Here is a 14,348-nt window from a genome sequence, read left to right on the forward strand (position 1 = left end):
TCTGGTCAGGGCTTGTGCGGTCGCGAGAGGAACTCGTGGGACTGCATCTCCAGCAACCGGCTCAGGGTCCGCTGGAACTCGAAGGTCAGGCGTCCGCCGGTGTACAGGTCCTTCAGCTCCACCTCAGCCGAGATGATCAGCTTGACGTTGCGGTCGTAGAACTCGTCCACCAGGTTGATGAAGCGCCGCGCCATGTCGTCCTTGGCCACGGTCATCTGCTCGACGTTGGCCAGGATCACCGCGTGGAAGATCTTGCCCAGCTCGATGTAGTCGTTCTGGCTACGTGGGCCATCGCACAGTTCGCGGAATTCGAACCAGGCCACATCCTCGCAGACCCGCACGGCGTTAATGGCGCGGTTCTCGATCATCAGCGCTTCGTTCTCGACCATGTGCGTGCAGTCCGGCAGCAGGCTGCGGAAGCTGGTCAGCAGGCTCTCTTCGGCAGCCGGACCGAGCGGGAAGTGGAACAGTTCGGCCTGCTCCAGGGCACGCAGGCGGTAATCGACCCCGCTGTCGACGTTGACGATGTCGGTGTGCTGCTTGAGCAGTGCGATGGCCGGCAGGAAGCGCGCGCGTTGCAGGCCATCCTTGTACAGGCCGTCCGGGACGATGTTGGAGGTCGCCACCAGCGAAACGCCGTTCTTGAACAGCTCTTCCATCAGGGTGGCGAGGATCATCGCATCGGTGATGTCGCTGACGAAGAACTCGTCGAAGCAGATCACCCGCGCCTCGTCGGCGAACCGCTTGCCGATGATGGTCAGCGGGTTCTTCTCGCCCTTGAGGGTGCGCATTTCCTCGTGCACGCGCTTCATGAAGCGGTGGAAGTGGGTGCGCATCTTCTGCTCGAACGGCAAGGCGTCGAAAAAGGTGTCCACCAGGTAGGTCTTGCCGCGACCCACGCCGCCCCAGAAGTACAGGCCCTTGACCGGACCCTGCGGCTTCTTGCCGAACAGCTTGCCCAGCAGCCCCGGCTTGGCCGACTCACTGGCCACCAGGTCGTCGTAGAGACGCTGCAGATGGCGCACGGCAGTTTCCTGCGCCGCATCATGGAAGAAGTCCGGACGTTTGAGGTCGGCCTGATAGCGCTCTAGCGGAGTCATGATTCGTTAGCCGGGCAAGTAAAAACGGGGGCGTACTTTAGGGTCTGTTGCGCGTTCTGCGCAAGCTGTGGACGACGGGAGCCGCTACCAGGAAGGTACGTACCGTGACAGCAGCGATAGGGGCGGCGAGTCATCGCCGCCCCCACTGCCTCATTCAGCCGGTGCCAGCGCCTCGCGCAGGCGGGTGGTCGCGGTTTCCAGTGCCGCTGCATCGGTGAACTCGGGGCTGTTGGCCACGCACTCGCCCTCCAGCCAGACGCCGACGCTCAGGCCTTCGCTGCGCAGGTCCAGCGCCTCGCCGGACTGCAGGCGCTTGTTGACCATGCCGGCCGACTTGCCATCGGCGAAGGATTTCGACAGCAGCAGTTGCTCACCATCGGCATCCAGCAGGCGGAAGCGGAAGCTGCCGTCCTCGTCGCGGAAGCTGACGAAGCGTGCACTCTTGGCCGCTTTCTTCTTCTCGCCACCAGCGACCTGCACCTGCTCGCGGAACGAACGCAGGCCAACGGCTTCGCGCAGCTCACCGAGGAATGGCGTGGCGATCCGGCGCGCCTTGGCCGCGCCCGCCAGCAGGATGTCTTCCAGGTCGGCCGGGCGGGCGATCAACGCGTTGTAGCGCTCACGGGCCTCGCCCAGTTCGCCTTCGAGCAGTTGATACAGACGATTCTTCGCCTCACCCCAGGCCAGGCCACCTTCCAGCTCGGCACGGAACTCGGCCTGCTGCGACTGGCTGGCGAAGGCCTGATACAGCGTGAACAGGTGGGCGTTGTCCGCATCTTTCGGCTCGCCCGGCAGGCGGGAGTCGGTGACGATGCGGGCCACGGCGTCCTTGAGCTGCTTGGCAGTGCCGAACAGCGGGATGGTGTTGTCGTAGCTCTTGCTCATCTTGCGCCCGTCGAGGCCTGGCAGGGTCGCCACGTCTTCCTCGATCACCGCCTCGGGCAGGGCGAACAGCTCCTTGCCCTGGCCAAACAGGTGGTTGAAGCGCTGACCGATGTCACGGGCCATCTCCACGTGCTGGATCTGGTCGCGGCCGACCGGCACCTTCTGCGCGTTGAACATCAGGATGTCCGCCGCCATCAGCACCGGGTAGCTGAACAGGCCCATGGTCACGCCGGCGTCCGGGTCTTCGCCCTGCTCGACATTCTTGTCCACCGAGGCCTTGTAGGCATGGGCGCGGTTGAGCAGGCCCTTGCCGGCCACGCAGGTCAGCAGCCAGCACAGCTCCGGGATTTCCGGGATGTCGGACTGACGGTAGAAGGTCGCCGTGTCGGTATCCAGGCCGAGCGCCAGCCAGGTGGCTGCGATTTCCAGGCGCGAACGCTGGATGCGCGCCGGGTCGTCGCACTTGATCAGGGCGTGGTAGTCGGCCAGGAAGTAGAACGAATCGGCATCGGCAGCGCGGCTGGCGACGATGGCGGGACGGATGGCGCCGGCATAGTTGCCGAGGTGAGGCGTCCCGGTGGTGGTGATACCGGTAAGGATACGAGTGGTCATGGCGTTCGCTTGGTCAGGTGCAGGCAATATAAGGAATCAGAGACGTGGCAGCACCAGATCCTTCAGATCGGTGAGCTTGCCGTGAAAAAAGTGCCCGCATTCTGCCACTTTCAGCAGCTCGTGGGGGCGTTGCAGTGCCGCCGACCAGGTATAAACCGACGCCGGATCGACCACTTCATCGGCCTCCGGCTGGATCACCGTCAGCGTGCCGCGCTCGGCAATCGGATTCTCTGCCGTGAGCCGGTGCACCGCTGGCGCGACCATGAACAGCCGCTCCACCGCTGCGCCCTGACGCTCCAGGCGCCCGGCCAGGCTGGCCGCGACGAAACCGCCGAAAGAGAAGCCCAACAGCGTCAGCGGCAAGCCTGGGTACTGCGCCTGCACCCAGCGCGCTGCCGCTTCGGCGTCATCCACCTCACCGGAGCCCATGTCGTGGCTGCCGGCGCTGGCGCCCACGCCGCGGTAATTGAAACGCAGGGTGGCGTACCCGGCATCGCGCGCAGTGCGCTGCAGCGTCGACACGACCTTGTTGAGCATGGTACCGCCCTGCACCGGATTCGGGTGGCACAGCAGCGCCACGCCACGGGCGTCGGCGACCTCGAGGGACAGGGCTTCCAACTGGCCGCAGGGGCCATCGATAAATACGGGGGTTTCGCGGGTAAGCAACGGGGAACTCCGTGACCTCAGGCTGGGTCGACTCGTCTAGCTGACAGCCTGCACGGCATCGCGATTGCGGTATACAGCGCAGGTTCGAGCCGTTAACGTAAAGCAAAGCCGTTTAGAGAGGAAGGACTCGTGGAACAGACGCTCACAGCCTGGCTGCTACCAGCTCTCACCCTGGTAGCCGGCATCGCCATCGGTTTCCTGATCGCCCGTCTCGCGCCCAATGCAGCCCCAGGCCGCACGCAGCGCCAGCTGGACGAAATGCAGGAGCGCTTCGAGGCGTACCAGAGCGAGGTGGTCACCCACTTCAATACCACCGCCAACCTGGTCAAGAAGCTCACCCAGAGCTACCAGGACGTGCAGGAACACCTGTCCGACGGTGCCAACCGCCTGGCACTCGACGAACTGACGCGCCAACGCCTGCTCGCCGCCCTGCACACGGACGAAAGCAGCGACAAGCGTGAAAAGCGCGATCGCCTCACGCCGCCGCGCAACAACGAAATGCCCAAGGACTACGCGCCCAAAAGCGCCGATGTTCCGGGCATGCTCGACGAAAGCTACGGCCTCAAGGGTCGCCAGTAACGTCCTCCAAGGCCCCGGTGTTCCGGGCTCTCCGCAGTCTGTTGCAGAGCCCCGCTCGATGCCCACAAAAAAGCCCCGCCTAGGCGGGGCTTTTTTGTGGGGCAATGACGCGACTCAGATCGCGCCACGCTCACGCAGGACATCCAGCACCTGCTTGACGCCCTCCTCCACGCTCACCGTCTGCGTGTCGATCACCAGATCGGCATTCAGCGGCACGTCGTACGGGAAGGACTCGCCCGGGATGTTGTCGCCAGCGGCGGCGTACAGGCCCTGCGGGTCACGCTCGGCGCAGACCTGCGGAGACGCCTGCACGTAGACGGTGACCAGGCGCTCGGCACCGATCAGCGCCTTGGCCTGCTCCCGACCTTCCGCATCCGGCGCAACGAACGCCGCCAGGGTCAGCAGACCGGCTTCGTTGAACTGACGGGCCACATGGGCCGCACGACGCCAGTTCTCGGTGCGCCCGGCACGGTCCTGCGGCAGGCCCTTGTTGAGGTCATGGCGCAGGTTCTGGCCATCGAGCACGTACACCGCACGGCCCATGTCGAAGAGCTTGCGCTCCACGGCGTAGGCCAGGGTGCTCTTGCCAGCGCCCGACAGGCCGCTGAACAGCACGGTGGCCGGCTGCTGACCGAAACGCGCAGCACGCTCCTCGGTGGAGACGTGGGCGAACTTGCCGTGGCTACCACCGCTTCCCTGCGCACCCACCGGCTCGGCGATGATCATGCCGGCGCCGACGGTGCCATTGGTCAGGCGATCGATCACGATGAACGCGCCCGTGGTGCGGTTGTAGGCATAGCCGTCGAGAGCGATCGGTGCATCCAGGGCGATCTTGACCTGGCCGATCTCGTTGAGCTGCAGACTGCTCGCGGCGCCCTGCTCCAGGGTGTTCACATCGACCCGGTGGGCGATGCTGGCAATGGAGCCCGGCACGTAGCTGGTCGCACGCTTGATGTCGTATTTCTTGCCGGGCAGCATCGGCTCTTCGGCCATCCACACCAGCATGGCGCTGAAGCTGTCGACCACCTGCGGACGGTTGTCGGCATGCACCAGCATGTCGCCGCGGGATACGTCGATCTCGTCTTCCAGGGTCAGGGTGATGGCCTGGCCGGGGCCGGCCTGCTCCAGTTCGCCCTCATAGGTCACGATCGACTTGACGCGGCTGCCCTTGCCGGACGGCAAGGCCACGACTTCATCACCCTTGCGCACGATGCCGCTGGCCAGGGTGCCGGCGAAACCGCGGAAGTTCAGGTTCGGCCGATTGACGTACTGCACCGGGAAACGCATGTCGTCGAAGTTGCGGTCACCCGACACCTCGACGGTTTCGAGGATTTCCATCAGCGACTGGCCTTCGTACCACGGCGACTGCTCGCTCTTGTTGACCACGTTGTCGCCCTTGAGCGCGGACATGGGCACGAAATGCAGCGAGGTCGGCTTGAGCTGGATGCCTTCGGCGAACTTCAGGTAATCGGCCTTGATCTGCTCGAATACGCCTTGATCGAAGCCCTTGAGGTCCATCTTGTTGACCGCGACCACGATGTGCTTGATGCCCAGCAGCGAGGCGATGAAGCTGTGGCGCTTGGTCTGGGTCTGCACGCCGTAGCGCGCGTCGATCAGGATGATCGCCAGGTCGCAGGTCGAGGCGCCGGTGGCCATGTTGCGCGTGTACTGCTCGTGGCCGGGGGTGTCGGCGATGATGAACTTGCGCTTGGCGGTGGAGAAATAGCGGTAGGCCACATCGATAGTGATGCCCTGCTCGCGCTCGGCCTGCAGGCCGTCGACCAGCAGTGCCAGGTCGATGTCGTCGCCGGTGGTGCCGACTTTCTTCGAGTCGCGGCTGATGGCTTCGAGGTGGTCCTCGTAGATCATCTTGGAATCGTGCAGCAGGCGCCCGATCAGGGTGCTCTTGCCGTCATCGACGTTACCGCAGGTCAGGAAGCGCAGCAGTTCCTTGCGTTCGTGCTGGGCGAGGTACGCGAGGATGTCCTCGCTGATCAAATCAGACTGATGACTCATGGTGCGCGATCCTTAGAAATAGCCCTGACGTTTTTTCTCTTCCATCGAACCTGCGCCGTCGTGATCGATCACGCGGCCCTGACGCTCGGACGTCCGGGTCAGGAGCATCTCCTGGATGATGTCGGTCAGGCTGGTCGCCTCGGACTCCACCGCGCCGGTCAGCGGGTAGCAGCCCAGGGTACGGAAGCGCACCATTTTCTTGGTGATGCGGGCTTTTTCTTCGTCGGACAGGTGCTCGAGGATGCGGTCGTCGTCGATCATGATCAACGTGCCGTTCTTCTCGATCACTTCACGCTCGGCCGCGAAGTACAGCGGCACGATCGGGATCTGCTCCAGATAGATGTACTGCCAGATGTCCAGCTCGGTCCAGTTCGACAGCGGGAAGACGCGGATCGACTCGCCCTTCTTGACCTTGCCGTTGTAGACGTTCCACAGCTCGGGACGCTGGTTCTTCGGGTCCCAGCGGTGTTTGCTGTCGCGGAAGGAGTAGACGCGCTCCTTGGCCCGGGACTTCTCTTCGTCACGGCGCGCGCCACCGAAGGCGGCATCGAAGCCGTACTTGTCCAGCGCCTGCTTCAACCCTTCGGTCTTCATGATGTCGGTGTGCTTGGCACTGCCGTGGGTGAAGGGGTTGATGTTCTGCGCCACGCCATCGGGGTTGATGTGAGTGATCAGGTCCAGGCCCATTTCCGCGACCATCTTGTCACGGAAGGAATACATCTCCTGAAATTTCCAACGGGTGTCGACGTGCATCACCGGGAACGGCAGTTTGCCGGGAAAGAACGCCTTGCGTGCCAAGTGCAGCATCACGGCGGAGTCTTTACCGATGGAATAGAGCATTACCGGATTGTCGAATTCGGCGGCCACTTCACGAATGATGTGGATACTTTCCGCCTCCAGCTGCTTCAGGTGGGTCAATTTATCGAGCATGGCTACTCACGGATTGCTGTTTTATTGGGCCGGCGGGCCGTGGACGAGCGCGCACTCTAGCACAGCACCCTCTTCTATTCAGGGCGCTGCTTAGATCGAAAAAGTCTAGGTTTATACCCGCTGCACAGGGCGCTCAGATGGGGTTGGGGCAGTCGATGAACAGGTGCTCGATGGCGAACCGACGGGCCAGGTAGTCACCCAGCGCCTGGACCCCGTAGCGCTCGGTGGCGTGGTGACCGGCCGCTATGAAGCTGACGCCGTTTTCACGGGCACTGTGGAAAGTCTGCTCCGAGGCTTCGCCGGTCAGGTACAGGTCCACGCCGGCGGCAATCGCCTGATCGATATAGCCCTGGCCGCCGCCCGTGCACCAGCCGACGCGGCGGATCATGTCGTCCCCTTCCACCAGCAGCGGTTCACGTCCCAGCACATCCTGCACGCGCCGGGCGAAGTCGCGGGCGCTCATGGGCTCGGCGAGCGAACCGACCAGCCCCACCGTCCGCGGGTTCTCCGGCTCCAGCGGGCCCTCCACGGTGATGTCGAGCTGACGGGCCAGTTGTACGTTGTTGCCCACGTCCGGGTGCAGGTCGAGTGGCAGGTGATAGGCCAGCAGGCTGATGTCGTTGGCCAGCAGGGTTTTCAGGCGGCGCTGCTTCATCCCGGTGATGCAGGGATTCTCGCCCTTCCAGAAATAGCCATGGTGCACCAGCAGCACGTCCGCCTCGGCCTCGACCGCCGCGTCGATCAGCGCCTGGCTGGCGGTCACACCACTGACGATACGCCTTACCTGGGGACGTCCTTCCACCTGCAGGCCATTCGGACAATAGTCGCTGATCCGGGCAGCGTTCAGAAACCGGTCCGCCTCATCGACCAGTGTTGTCAGGGAAATGGCCATAAAGATTCCTCACGAGCTGTTGCAAGCCGCTGCTTTATTGCCGAACGGCCCTCTATAATGGCGCCACCTTAAGGGGCGCCTTTCGCCCCCGCAACCCTCAGGATTTCATTGATGCTCAAGGCCCTGCGTTTTCTCGGCTGGCCCCTGCTGGTCGGCGTCCTGCTGGCACTGCTGATCATGCAGTACCACCCGCAGTGGGTCGGTTTGCCGAACCAGGACGTGCAGGTCCGTCAGGTGCCTATCTATAGCCGCATGCAGGAAGGGCCGGCGTCCTATGCCGATGCCGTGAGCACCGCCTCGCCCGCCGTGGCCAACCTCTACACCACCAAGTTCGTCAACAAGCCGAACCATCCGCTGTTCGAAGACCCGCAGTTCCGCCGCTTCTTCGGTGACAACCTGCCGAAACAGCGACGCATGGAATCCAGCCTCGGCTCCGCGGTGATCATGAGTTCGGAAGGCTACCTGCTGACCAACAACCACGTGACCAGTGGCGCCGACCAGATCGTGGTGGCACTGAAGGACGGCCGCGAGACCCTCGCCCGGGTCATCGGCAGCGACCCGGAAACCGACCTGGCAGTGCTCAAGATCGACCTGGAAAACCTGCCTTCCATTACCCTCGGCCGCTCCGACAACATCCGCATCGGCGACGTCACCCTAGCCATCGGCAACCCGTTCGGCGTCGGGCAGACCGTGACCATGGGCATCATCAGTGCCACCGGGCGCAACCAGCTGGGCCTCAACACCTACGAAGACTTCATCCAGACCGACGCGGCGATCAACCCCGGCAACTCCGGCGGCGCGCTGGTCGATGCCTACGGCAACCTGGTCGGCATCAACACTGCCATCTTCTCCAAGTCCGGCGGCTCGCAAGGCATCGGCTTCGCGATCCCGGTAAAGTTGGCGCTGGAAGTCATGCAGGCGATCATCGAGCACGGCCAGGTCATTCGTGGCTGGCTGGGTATCGAAGTACAACCGCTGACGCCCGAGCTGGCGGAATCCTTCGGCCTGGAAGGTCGCCCCGGCATCGTCGTCGCCGGCATCTACCGCGACGGCCCCGCCCAGAAGGCCGGCTTGCAACCCGGCGACCTGATCCTCAACATCGACGGCGAACCCGCCGGCGATGGCCGCCGCTCGATGAATCAGGTCGCGCGCGCCAAGCCCGGCGACAAGATCCGCATCGAGATCATGCGCAACGGCAAGCCGATGATGCTGACCGCTGAAATCGGTATCCGCCCCCCTATCAACGGCAACTGAAAAAACACCGCAGGAAGCGAGTTGATAATTTCTCTTGAACAATATGTAATGTTATTACATAAAAATACAGAGAAGGATGCGTCATCTTGCGCCCCGTCCATGCCCTTATCGCCGGCCTGCTCATCTCGAGCAGCGCCAGCGCCGTCGAATCGTCCGACGCCATCGTTCTCGACGACAGCCTCATCTCCGCCGACCAGGAACGCGCCGACGGTCCCGTACAGGGCTATCGCGCCACCCGCTCGAGCAGCGCCACCCGAACCGACACCGCCCTGGAGGCAATTCCTCAAGCCATCAGCGTGGTACCTGCCCAGGTTTTCGAAGACCTCAACACCACGCGCATCGACCGTGCCCTGGATTTCGCCGGCGGCGTGTCGCGGCAGAACAACTTCGGTGGCCTGACCTTCCTCAACTACAGCGTGCGCGGCTTCACCACCGGCGAGCTGTACAAGAACGGTTTCGCCATCAACCGCGGCAGCTACAGCACCCCCGACGCCTCCGGCATCGAACGCATCGAGGTTCTCAAGGGGCCGGCAGCAAGCCTTTATGGGCGGGGCGACCCGGGCGGCCTGGTCAACATCGTCACCAAGAAGCCCCAGGCCGAAGCGTTCACCCGACTCGACGCCAGTGCCGGCAGTTGGGATCGCTACCGCACCGCTCTGGACGTCAACACCCCGCTGAACGAAGACGGCAGCCTGCTTTCGCGGGTCAACCTGGCCGTGGAAGACAACCAGAGTTTCCGTGACCACGTGGGCAACTCCCGGCAGATCATCAGCCCGGCGTTCAGCTGGCAGATCAGCCCGGATACCTACCTGCTACTGGAAAGCGAGTTCTCGCGGACCGAGTCGGTGTTCGATCGCGGCATACCGGCGCCCAACAACCAGGTCGGCGCAGTCAAGCGCTCCGCCTTCTTCGGGGAGCCCAACGACGGCGAGATCCACAACAACAACCAGATGATCCAGCTCACCCTTGAGCACTACCTCAACGACGATTGGAAACTGCGCCTGGCCAACCACTATTCCCAGGGCAACCTTCATGGCTACAGCTCGGAAACTTCGCGCTTGGTCGGCGACGCCGTCACGCGCTTCTACCGGCACCGCAATTTCGAGTGGAACGACAGCATCACCCAGGCGGAGCTGCACGGTAATCTCGATGTTGCCGGCTGGCAGCACCAGTTGCTGCTGGGCCTGGAATACGAGAACTACCGCAACAGCCAGAAGTATCCGCAGAGCGCGACGAGCCTGGGCTATGGCCTGGATATCTACAACCCGGTCTACGGGCAGCCCAAGCCGGCGATCATCAACCCCAACGATTTCTTCGAGCAGGTCGAAAGCCAGGCCATCAACCTGCAGGACCAGATCACCTTCACCGACCGCCTGAGCGGCCTGGTCGGCGTGCGCCTGGAGCGCTTCGAGCAGACCGCCCTGAACCGCACCAGCCGGGTGAGCAACGAACAGGATAAGGACGTGGCGACGCCGCGCGCCGGCCTGCTGTACCAGTTGACCCCGGCCGTGGGCGTGTTCGCCAACGCCTCCACCTCGTTCAAACCCAACGCCATCAGCAGCCAGGGCACGGTGTTCAAGCCGGAAAAGGGCGTCGGTTATGAAACCGGTCTGAAGCTGGATCTCTTCGACAGCCGGCTGGGCGCCACCCTCGCCCTGTTCCACATCGAAAAGGAAAACGTGCTGACCGCTGACCCGGCGAGCCCGGGCGACAGCATCGCCGCCGGTAAGGCGCGCAGCCAGGGCATCGACCTGCAGTTCAGCGGACAGTTGACCGATGCCCTGCGGGTGATCGGCGCCTACGCCTACATCGACGCCGAGGTGACCGAGGACAACACCCTGCCCGAGGGCAGCCGCCTGCTCGGCATCCCCGAACACAGCGGCAGCCTGCTGGGGGTATACGAGTTCCAGGACGGCTGGCTGCGCGGCTCCGACGTTGGCGCTGCAGTCAATTACGTCGGCGACCGCTCCGGCCAGGCCGGCAGCAACTTCGAACTGCCCGCCTACACCACCGTCGACCTGCTGGCCCATTACCAGGCCAGCGACACCGTGCGCGTGGGCCTGAACCTCAACAACGCCTTCGACCGCAAGTACTACGAGCGCGCCTTCAACAGCGTGTGGGTGCTACCGGGCGACCCGCGCAACCTCAGCCTCAGCCTGTCCATCGATCTGTAACCAAGGAACGACCATGAAAAGAAGCTTCGTCTTTATCGCTGCCGCCCTGTTCATCGCCGATGCCGGCGCCCATGGCCTGTGGACCGAACAACGCCGTGGCAATATCGAGATCGTCTACGGCCACGGCGCCGAGGACGACGCCTTCAAGCCCGAGAAGATCAGCGGCGCCTGGGCCTTCGACCGGGCCGGGAAAATGGTTCCGGTCACCGTGGAGCGCCTGGCCGACCATGCCCGCCTCAAGCCCCTGAAAGCCCCCGCCCTGATCGGCGTCGCCCTGGACAACGGCGCCTGGTCGCAGACGCCGGACAAGCAATGGATCAACCAGGGCCGCACCCAGGTGAGCAACTCGACCCAATCCCTGCACGCCCTCAAATACAGCCTGGCGATCTACCAGGAAGGCGTGAAGCTGCCAGCCCTCGACCACCTGAAGATGATCATCCGACCGGAAGTCGATCCGCTCACCGTCGGCCCGGGCAAACCGCTCCCGGTGCGCGTGCTGGTGGACGGCAAGCCGGCTGCCGGGGTCAAACTGATCGGCGATTACCGCAGCGCGCCGCACCAGATCAGCGCCACCACCGACGACGAAGGGCGCGCGCAGGTGATCGTGCGTAACGAAGGGTTGAACATCATCGCCGCGCAGACCAGCGTCCCGGTCAAGGGCGACAAGAACATCGAAAGCCGCAGCCTGTTCACTTCCCTGACCTTCGCCGGCGAACCGCACCACGAGTAACCCGTCTGGCAGGCACAAAAAAGCCGGAGCATTGCTCCGGCTTTTTGCATTCAGACCAATGCTCAGAGGCTGCGCAAGGCGTCCAGCAGTGCCTGGTTCTGCTCCGGCGCACCGATGGTGATGCGCAAGAATTGAGCGATACGCGCCTGTTTGAAATGACGCACGATCACCCCCTGCTCACGCAGCATCGCCGCCACACCGGCCGCGTCGTGTTGCGGGTGACGGGCGAAGACGAAGTTGGCGGCCGAAGGCAGCACCTCGAAGCCCAGCGCCTGCAGGCCGGCGGTCACACTTTCGCGGCTGTCGATCACCTTCTGGCAGGTTTGCTGGAAGTAGGACTCGTCTTCGAATGCCGCCGCCGCGCCGGCAATCGCCATGCGGTCCAGCGGGTAGGAGTTGAAGCTGTTCTTGACCCGTTCCAGCGCTTCGATCAGGTCCGGGTGGCCAACGGCCAGGCCAACCCGCAGGCCGGCCAGGGAGCGCGACTTGGACAGGGTCTGGCTGACCAGCAGGTTCGGGTACTTACTGACCAGACTGATGGCCGTCTCGCCGCCGAAGTCGATGTAGGCCTCGTCGACCAGCACCACGCTGTCCGGGTTGGCCTGCAGCAGGCGTTCGATGGCCTCCAGCGCCAGGACACAGCCGGTGGGCGCGTTCGGGTTGGGGAAAATGATGCCGCCATTGGGCCGCGCATAATCCTCGACGCGAATCTGGAACTGCTCATCCAGCGCGATCGTCTCGAACGCGATGCCGTACAGGCCGCAGTAGACCGGGTAGAAGCTGTAGCTCACGTCCGGGAACAGCAAGGGTTTGCCGTGCTGGAACAGGCCATGGAAGGCGTGAGCCAGCACCTCGTCGGAGCCATTGCCGACGAACACGTGGGCGGTGCTGACGCCGTAGTACTCGGCGACCGCCTGCTTCAGGCGATCCCCGTTGGGGTCCGGGTACAGGCGCAGGTTGTCGTTGAGTTCGGCCTGCATGGCCGCGATCGCCTTGGGCGACGGGCCATAGGGGTTCTCGTTGGTGTTGAGCTTGACCAGTTTGGCCAGTTTCGGCTGCTCACCCGGCACGTAAGGCACCAGGTCCTTGACGAAGGGGCTCCAGAATTTGCTCATCTGCCCTTCTCTCCTCGAATTCGTTGCAAGTGGCGGGAGCGCTCGCTCCCGCAGTATGGGGTCAGGGCTTGATCCGGTACTCGGCGCTGCGGGCGTGGGCCGTCAGCGATTCGCCACGGGCGAGCACCGAGGCGCTCTTGCCCAGTTCGGACGCCCCGTCAGCCGAGCAGTAGATGATCGACGAGCGCTTCTGGAAGTCGTACACACCCAGCGGCGAGGAGAAACGCGCCGTGCCGGAGGTCGGCAGCACGTGATTCGGGCCGGCGCAGTAGTCACCCAGGGCCTCGGCGGTATAACGGCCCATGAAGATCGCACCGGCGTGGCGGATTTCAGGCAACCATTTTTCCGGTTCGGCCACCGACAGCTCCAGGTGTTCCGGCGCGATACGGTTGGCCACTTCGATGGCCTGGGCCATGTCGGCGACCTGGATCAGCGCACCGCGCCCTTCGAGGGACGTGCGGATGATCTCGGCACGCTCCATGGTCGGCAGCAAGCGGGCAATGCTCTCGGCCACCTTGTCGAGGAAGGCGGCGTCCGGGCTGACCAGAATCGACTGGGCATCTTCGTCGTGCTCGGCCTGGGAGAACAGGTCCATGGCGATCCAGTCCGGGTCGGTCTGGCCATCGCACACCACCAGGATCTCCGACGGGCCGGCGATCATGTCGATGCCGACCTTGCCGAATACGTGACGCTTGGCGGTGGCCACGTAGATGTTGCCCGGGCCGACGATCTTGTCCACCGGCGGTACGCTTTCGGTGCCGTAGGCCAGGGCCGCAACGGCCTGGGCGCCACCGATGGTGAAGACGCGGTCGACCCCGGCGATGCAGGCGGCAGCGAGGACGATCTCGTTGATCTCGCCACGCGGCGTCGGCACCACCATCACCACTTCCGGCACACCGGCGACCTTGGCCGGGATGGCGTTCATCAGCACCGAAGACGGATAGGACGCCTTGCCGCCCGGCACGTACAGACCGGCACGGTCCAGCGGCGTGACTTTCTGGCCCAGCACCGTGCCGTCGGCTTCGGTGTAGGTCCAGGAATCCTGCTTCTGCTTCTCGTGGTAGAGACGCACCCGCTCGGCGGCGACGGTCAGGGCCTCGCGCTGTGCTTCGCTGATACGGGTCAGGGCCAGTTCCAGGCGCTCGCGCGGCAGGATCAGATCAGCCATCGAGGCGACTTCCAGGCCGTCGAAACGCTGGGTGTATTCGACCAGCGCGGCATCGCCACGCTGACGCACGGCATCGATGATTTCCAGCACACGCTGGTTGACGCCATCGTCCGACACGCTTTCCCAGCTCAGCAGATGATCCAGATGACCGGCGAAATCCTGATCAGCAGCGTTGAGTCGGCGGATGGCGGTAGGAGCAGTCATGGCTAAGCCTCGTGTGATGGCAA

Annotated in this window: 12 protein-coding genes; 4 read left to right on the forward strand and 8 right to left on the reverse strand. The window is 63.9% G+C overall.

Annotated elements, in window-relative coordinates:
- Window positions 1-5 precede the first annotated feature (5 nt).
- The 3 genes from zapE to N5C28_RS04765 all read right to left on the reverse strand — a co-directional run bounded on the left by zapE (window position 6) and on the right by N5C28_RS04765 (window position 3,263).
- On the reverse strand, window positions 6-1,100 hold the full coding sequence (zapE, locus tag N5C28_RS04755; protein WP_279820689.1) for a cell division protein ZapE: 1,095 nt from the start codon (window positions 1,098-1,100) through the stop codon (window positions 6-8).
- A gap of 150 nt (window positions 1,101-1,250) precedes the next feature.
- Window positions 1,251-2,597 (reverse strand): tryptophan--tRNA ligase, encoded by a 1,347-nt coding sequence (locus N5C28_RS04760; RefSeq protein WP_279820690.1) that lies wholly within the window; start codon window positions 2,595-2,597, stop codon window positions 1,251-1,253.
- Between the two features lie 36 nt (window positions 2,598-2,633).
- On the reverse strand, window positions 2,634-3,263 hold the full coding sequence (locus N5C28_RS04765) for an alpha/beta fold hydrolase (RefSeq protein WP_279820692.1): 630 nt from the start codon (window positions 3,261-3,263) through the stop codon (window positions 2,634-2,636).
- A 129-nt stretch (window positions 3,264-3,392) separates the two neighbouring features.
- Here N5C28_RS04765 and N5C28_RS04770 point away from each other — a divergent pair, with 129 nt between their 5' ends.
- Entirely contained in the window at window positions 3,393-3,842 is a 450-nt protein-coding gene (locus N5C28_RS04770; protein WP_279820693.1) for a DUF1043 family protein, read from the forward strand.
- Window positions 3,843-3,956: 114 nt separating this feature from the next.
- Here N5C28_RS04770 and cysN read toward each other — a convergent pair whose 3' ends face one another.
- The 3 genes from cysN to N5C28_RS04785 all read right to left on the reverse strand — a co-directional run bounded on the left by cysN (window position 3,957) and on the right by N5C28_RS04785 (window position 7,680).
- Window positions 3,957-5,858 carry a sulfate adenylyltransferase subunit CysN gene (cysN, locus tag N5C28_RS04775; RefSeq protein ID WP_279820694.1) on the reverse strand — a complete coding sequence of 634 codons (1,902 nt, stop codon included), beginning with the start codon at window positions 5,856-5,858 and terminating at the stop codon, window positions 3,957-3,959.
- 12 nt (window positions 5,859-5,870) lie between these two features.
- Entirely contained in the window at window positions 5,871-6,788 is a 918-nt protein-coding gene (cysD, locus tag N5C28_RS04780; protein ID WP_279820695.1) for a sulfate adenylyltransferase subunit CysD, read from the reverse strand.
- 133 nt (window positions 6,789-6,921) lie between these two features.
- The gene (locus N5C28_RS04785; protein WP_279820696.1) at window positions 6,922-7,680 is read right to left on the reverse strand and encodes a Nif3-like dinuclear metal center hexameric protein; all 759 of its coding nucleotides are present in this window, start codon (window positions 7,678-7,680) and stop codon (window positions 6,922-6,924) included.
- Between the two features lie 111 nt (window positions 7,681-7,791).
- On the opposite strand from N5C28_RS04785, the gene algW reads away from it, so the two are divergent.
- The 3 genes from algW to N5C28_RS04800 all read left to right on the forward strand — a co-directional run bounded on the left by algW (window position 7,792) and on the right by N5C28_RS04800 (window position 11,838).
- Window positions 7,792-8,934 carry a Do family serine endopeptidase AlgW gene (gene algW / locus N5C28_RS04790; protein WP_279820698.1) on the forward strand — a complete coding sequence of 381 codons (1,143 nt, stop codon included), beginning with the start codon at window positions 7,792-7,794 and terminating at the stop codon, window positions 8,932-8,934.
- A 122-nt stretch (window positions 8,935-9,056) separates the two neighbouring features.
- Complete coding sequence (locus tag N5C28_RS04795; RefSeq protein WP_279821072.1) at window positions 9,057-11,108, forward strand: TonB-dependent siderophore receptor; 2,052 nt, start codon at window positions 9,057-9,059, stop codon at window positions 11,106-11,108.
- A 13-nt stretch (window positions 11,109-11,121) separates the two neighbouring features.
- The gene (locus N5C28_RS04800; protein ID WP_279820699.1) at window positions 11,122-11,838 is read left to right on the forward strand and encodes a DUF4198 domain-containing protein; all 717 of its coding nucleotides are present in this window, start codon (window positions 11,122-11,124) and stop codon (window positions 11,836-11,838) included.
- Window positions 11,839-11,900: 62 nt separating this feature from the next.
- Here the strand turns inward: N5C28_RS04800 and hisC are convergent, their stop codons facing one another.
- Window positions 11,901-12,953, reverse strand: coding sequence for a histidinol-phosphate transaminase (hisC, locus tag N5C28_RS04805; protein WP_279820702.1), 1,053 nt, complete (start codon window positions 12,951-12,953; stop codon window positions 11,901-11,903).
- Between the two features lie 61 nt (window positions 12,954-13,014).
- Complete coding sequence (gene hisD / locus N5C28_RS04810; RefSeq protein WP_279820704.1) at window positions 13,015-14,325, reverse strand: histidinol dehydrogenase; 1,311 nt, start codon at window positions 14,323-14,325, stop codon at window positions 13,015-13,017.
- Window positions 14,326-14,348 lie beyond the last annotated feature (23 nt).

Origin of the sequence: Pseudomonas sp. GD03944 (assembly GCF_029839275.1) — a bacterium.
GTDB lineage: Bacteria > Pseudomonadota > Gammaproteobacteria > Pseudomonadales > Pseudomonadaceae > Aquipseudomonas.

Excerpts from the sequence above, each read along its gene's own strand:
- zapE (WP_279820689.1), bottom strand. The coding sequence starts at position 1,100 with ATGACTCCGCTAGAGCGCTATCAGGCCGACCTCAAACGTCCGGACTTC.
- N5C28_RS04760 (WP_279820690.1), bottom strand. The coding sequence starts at position 2,597 with ATGACCACTCGTATCCTTACCGGTATCACCACCACCGGGACGCCTCAC.
- cysN (WP_279820694.1), bottom strand. The coding sequence starts at position 5,858 with ATGAGTCATCAGTCTGATTTGATCAGCGAGGACATCCTCGCGTACCTC.
- cysD (WP_279820695.1), bottom strand. The coding sequence starts at position 6,788 with ATGCTCGATAAATTGACCCACCTGAAGCAGCTGGAGGCGGAAAGTATC.
- N5C28_RS04785 (WP_279820696.1), bottom strand. The coding sequence starts at position 7,680 with ATGGCCATTTCCCTGACAACACTGGTCGATGAGGCGGACCGGTTTCTG.
- algW (WP_279820698.1), top strand. The coding sequence starts at position 7,792 with ATGCTCAAGGCCCTGCGTTTTCTCGGCTGGCCCCTGCTGGTCGGCGTC.
- N5C28_RS04800 (WP_279820699.1), top strand. The coding sequence starts at position 11,122 with ATGAAAAGAAGCTTCGTCTTTATCGCTGCCGCCCTGTTCATCGCCGAT.
- hisC (WP_279820702.1), bottom strand. The coding sequence starts at position 12,953 with ATGAGCAAATTCTGGAGCCCCTTCGTCAAGGACCTGGTGCCTTACGTG.
- hisD (WP_279820704.1), bottom strand. The coding sequence starts at position 14,325 with ATGACTGCTCCTACCGCCATCCGCCGACTCAACGCTGCTGATCAGGAT.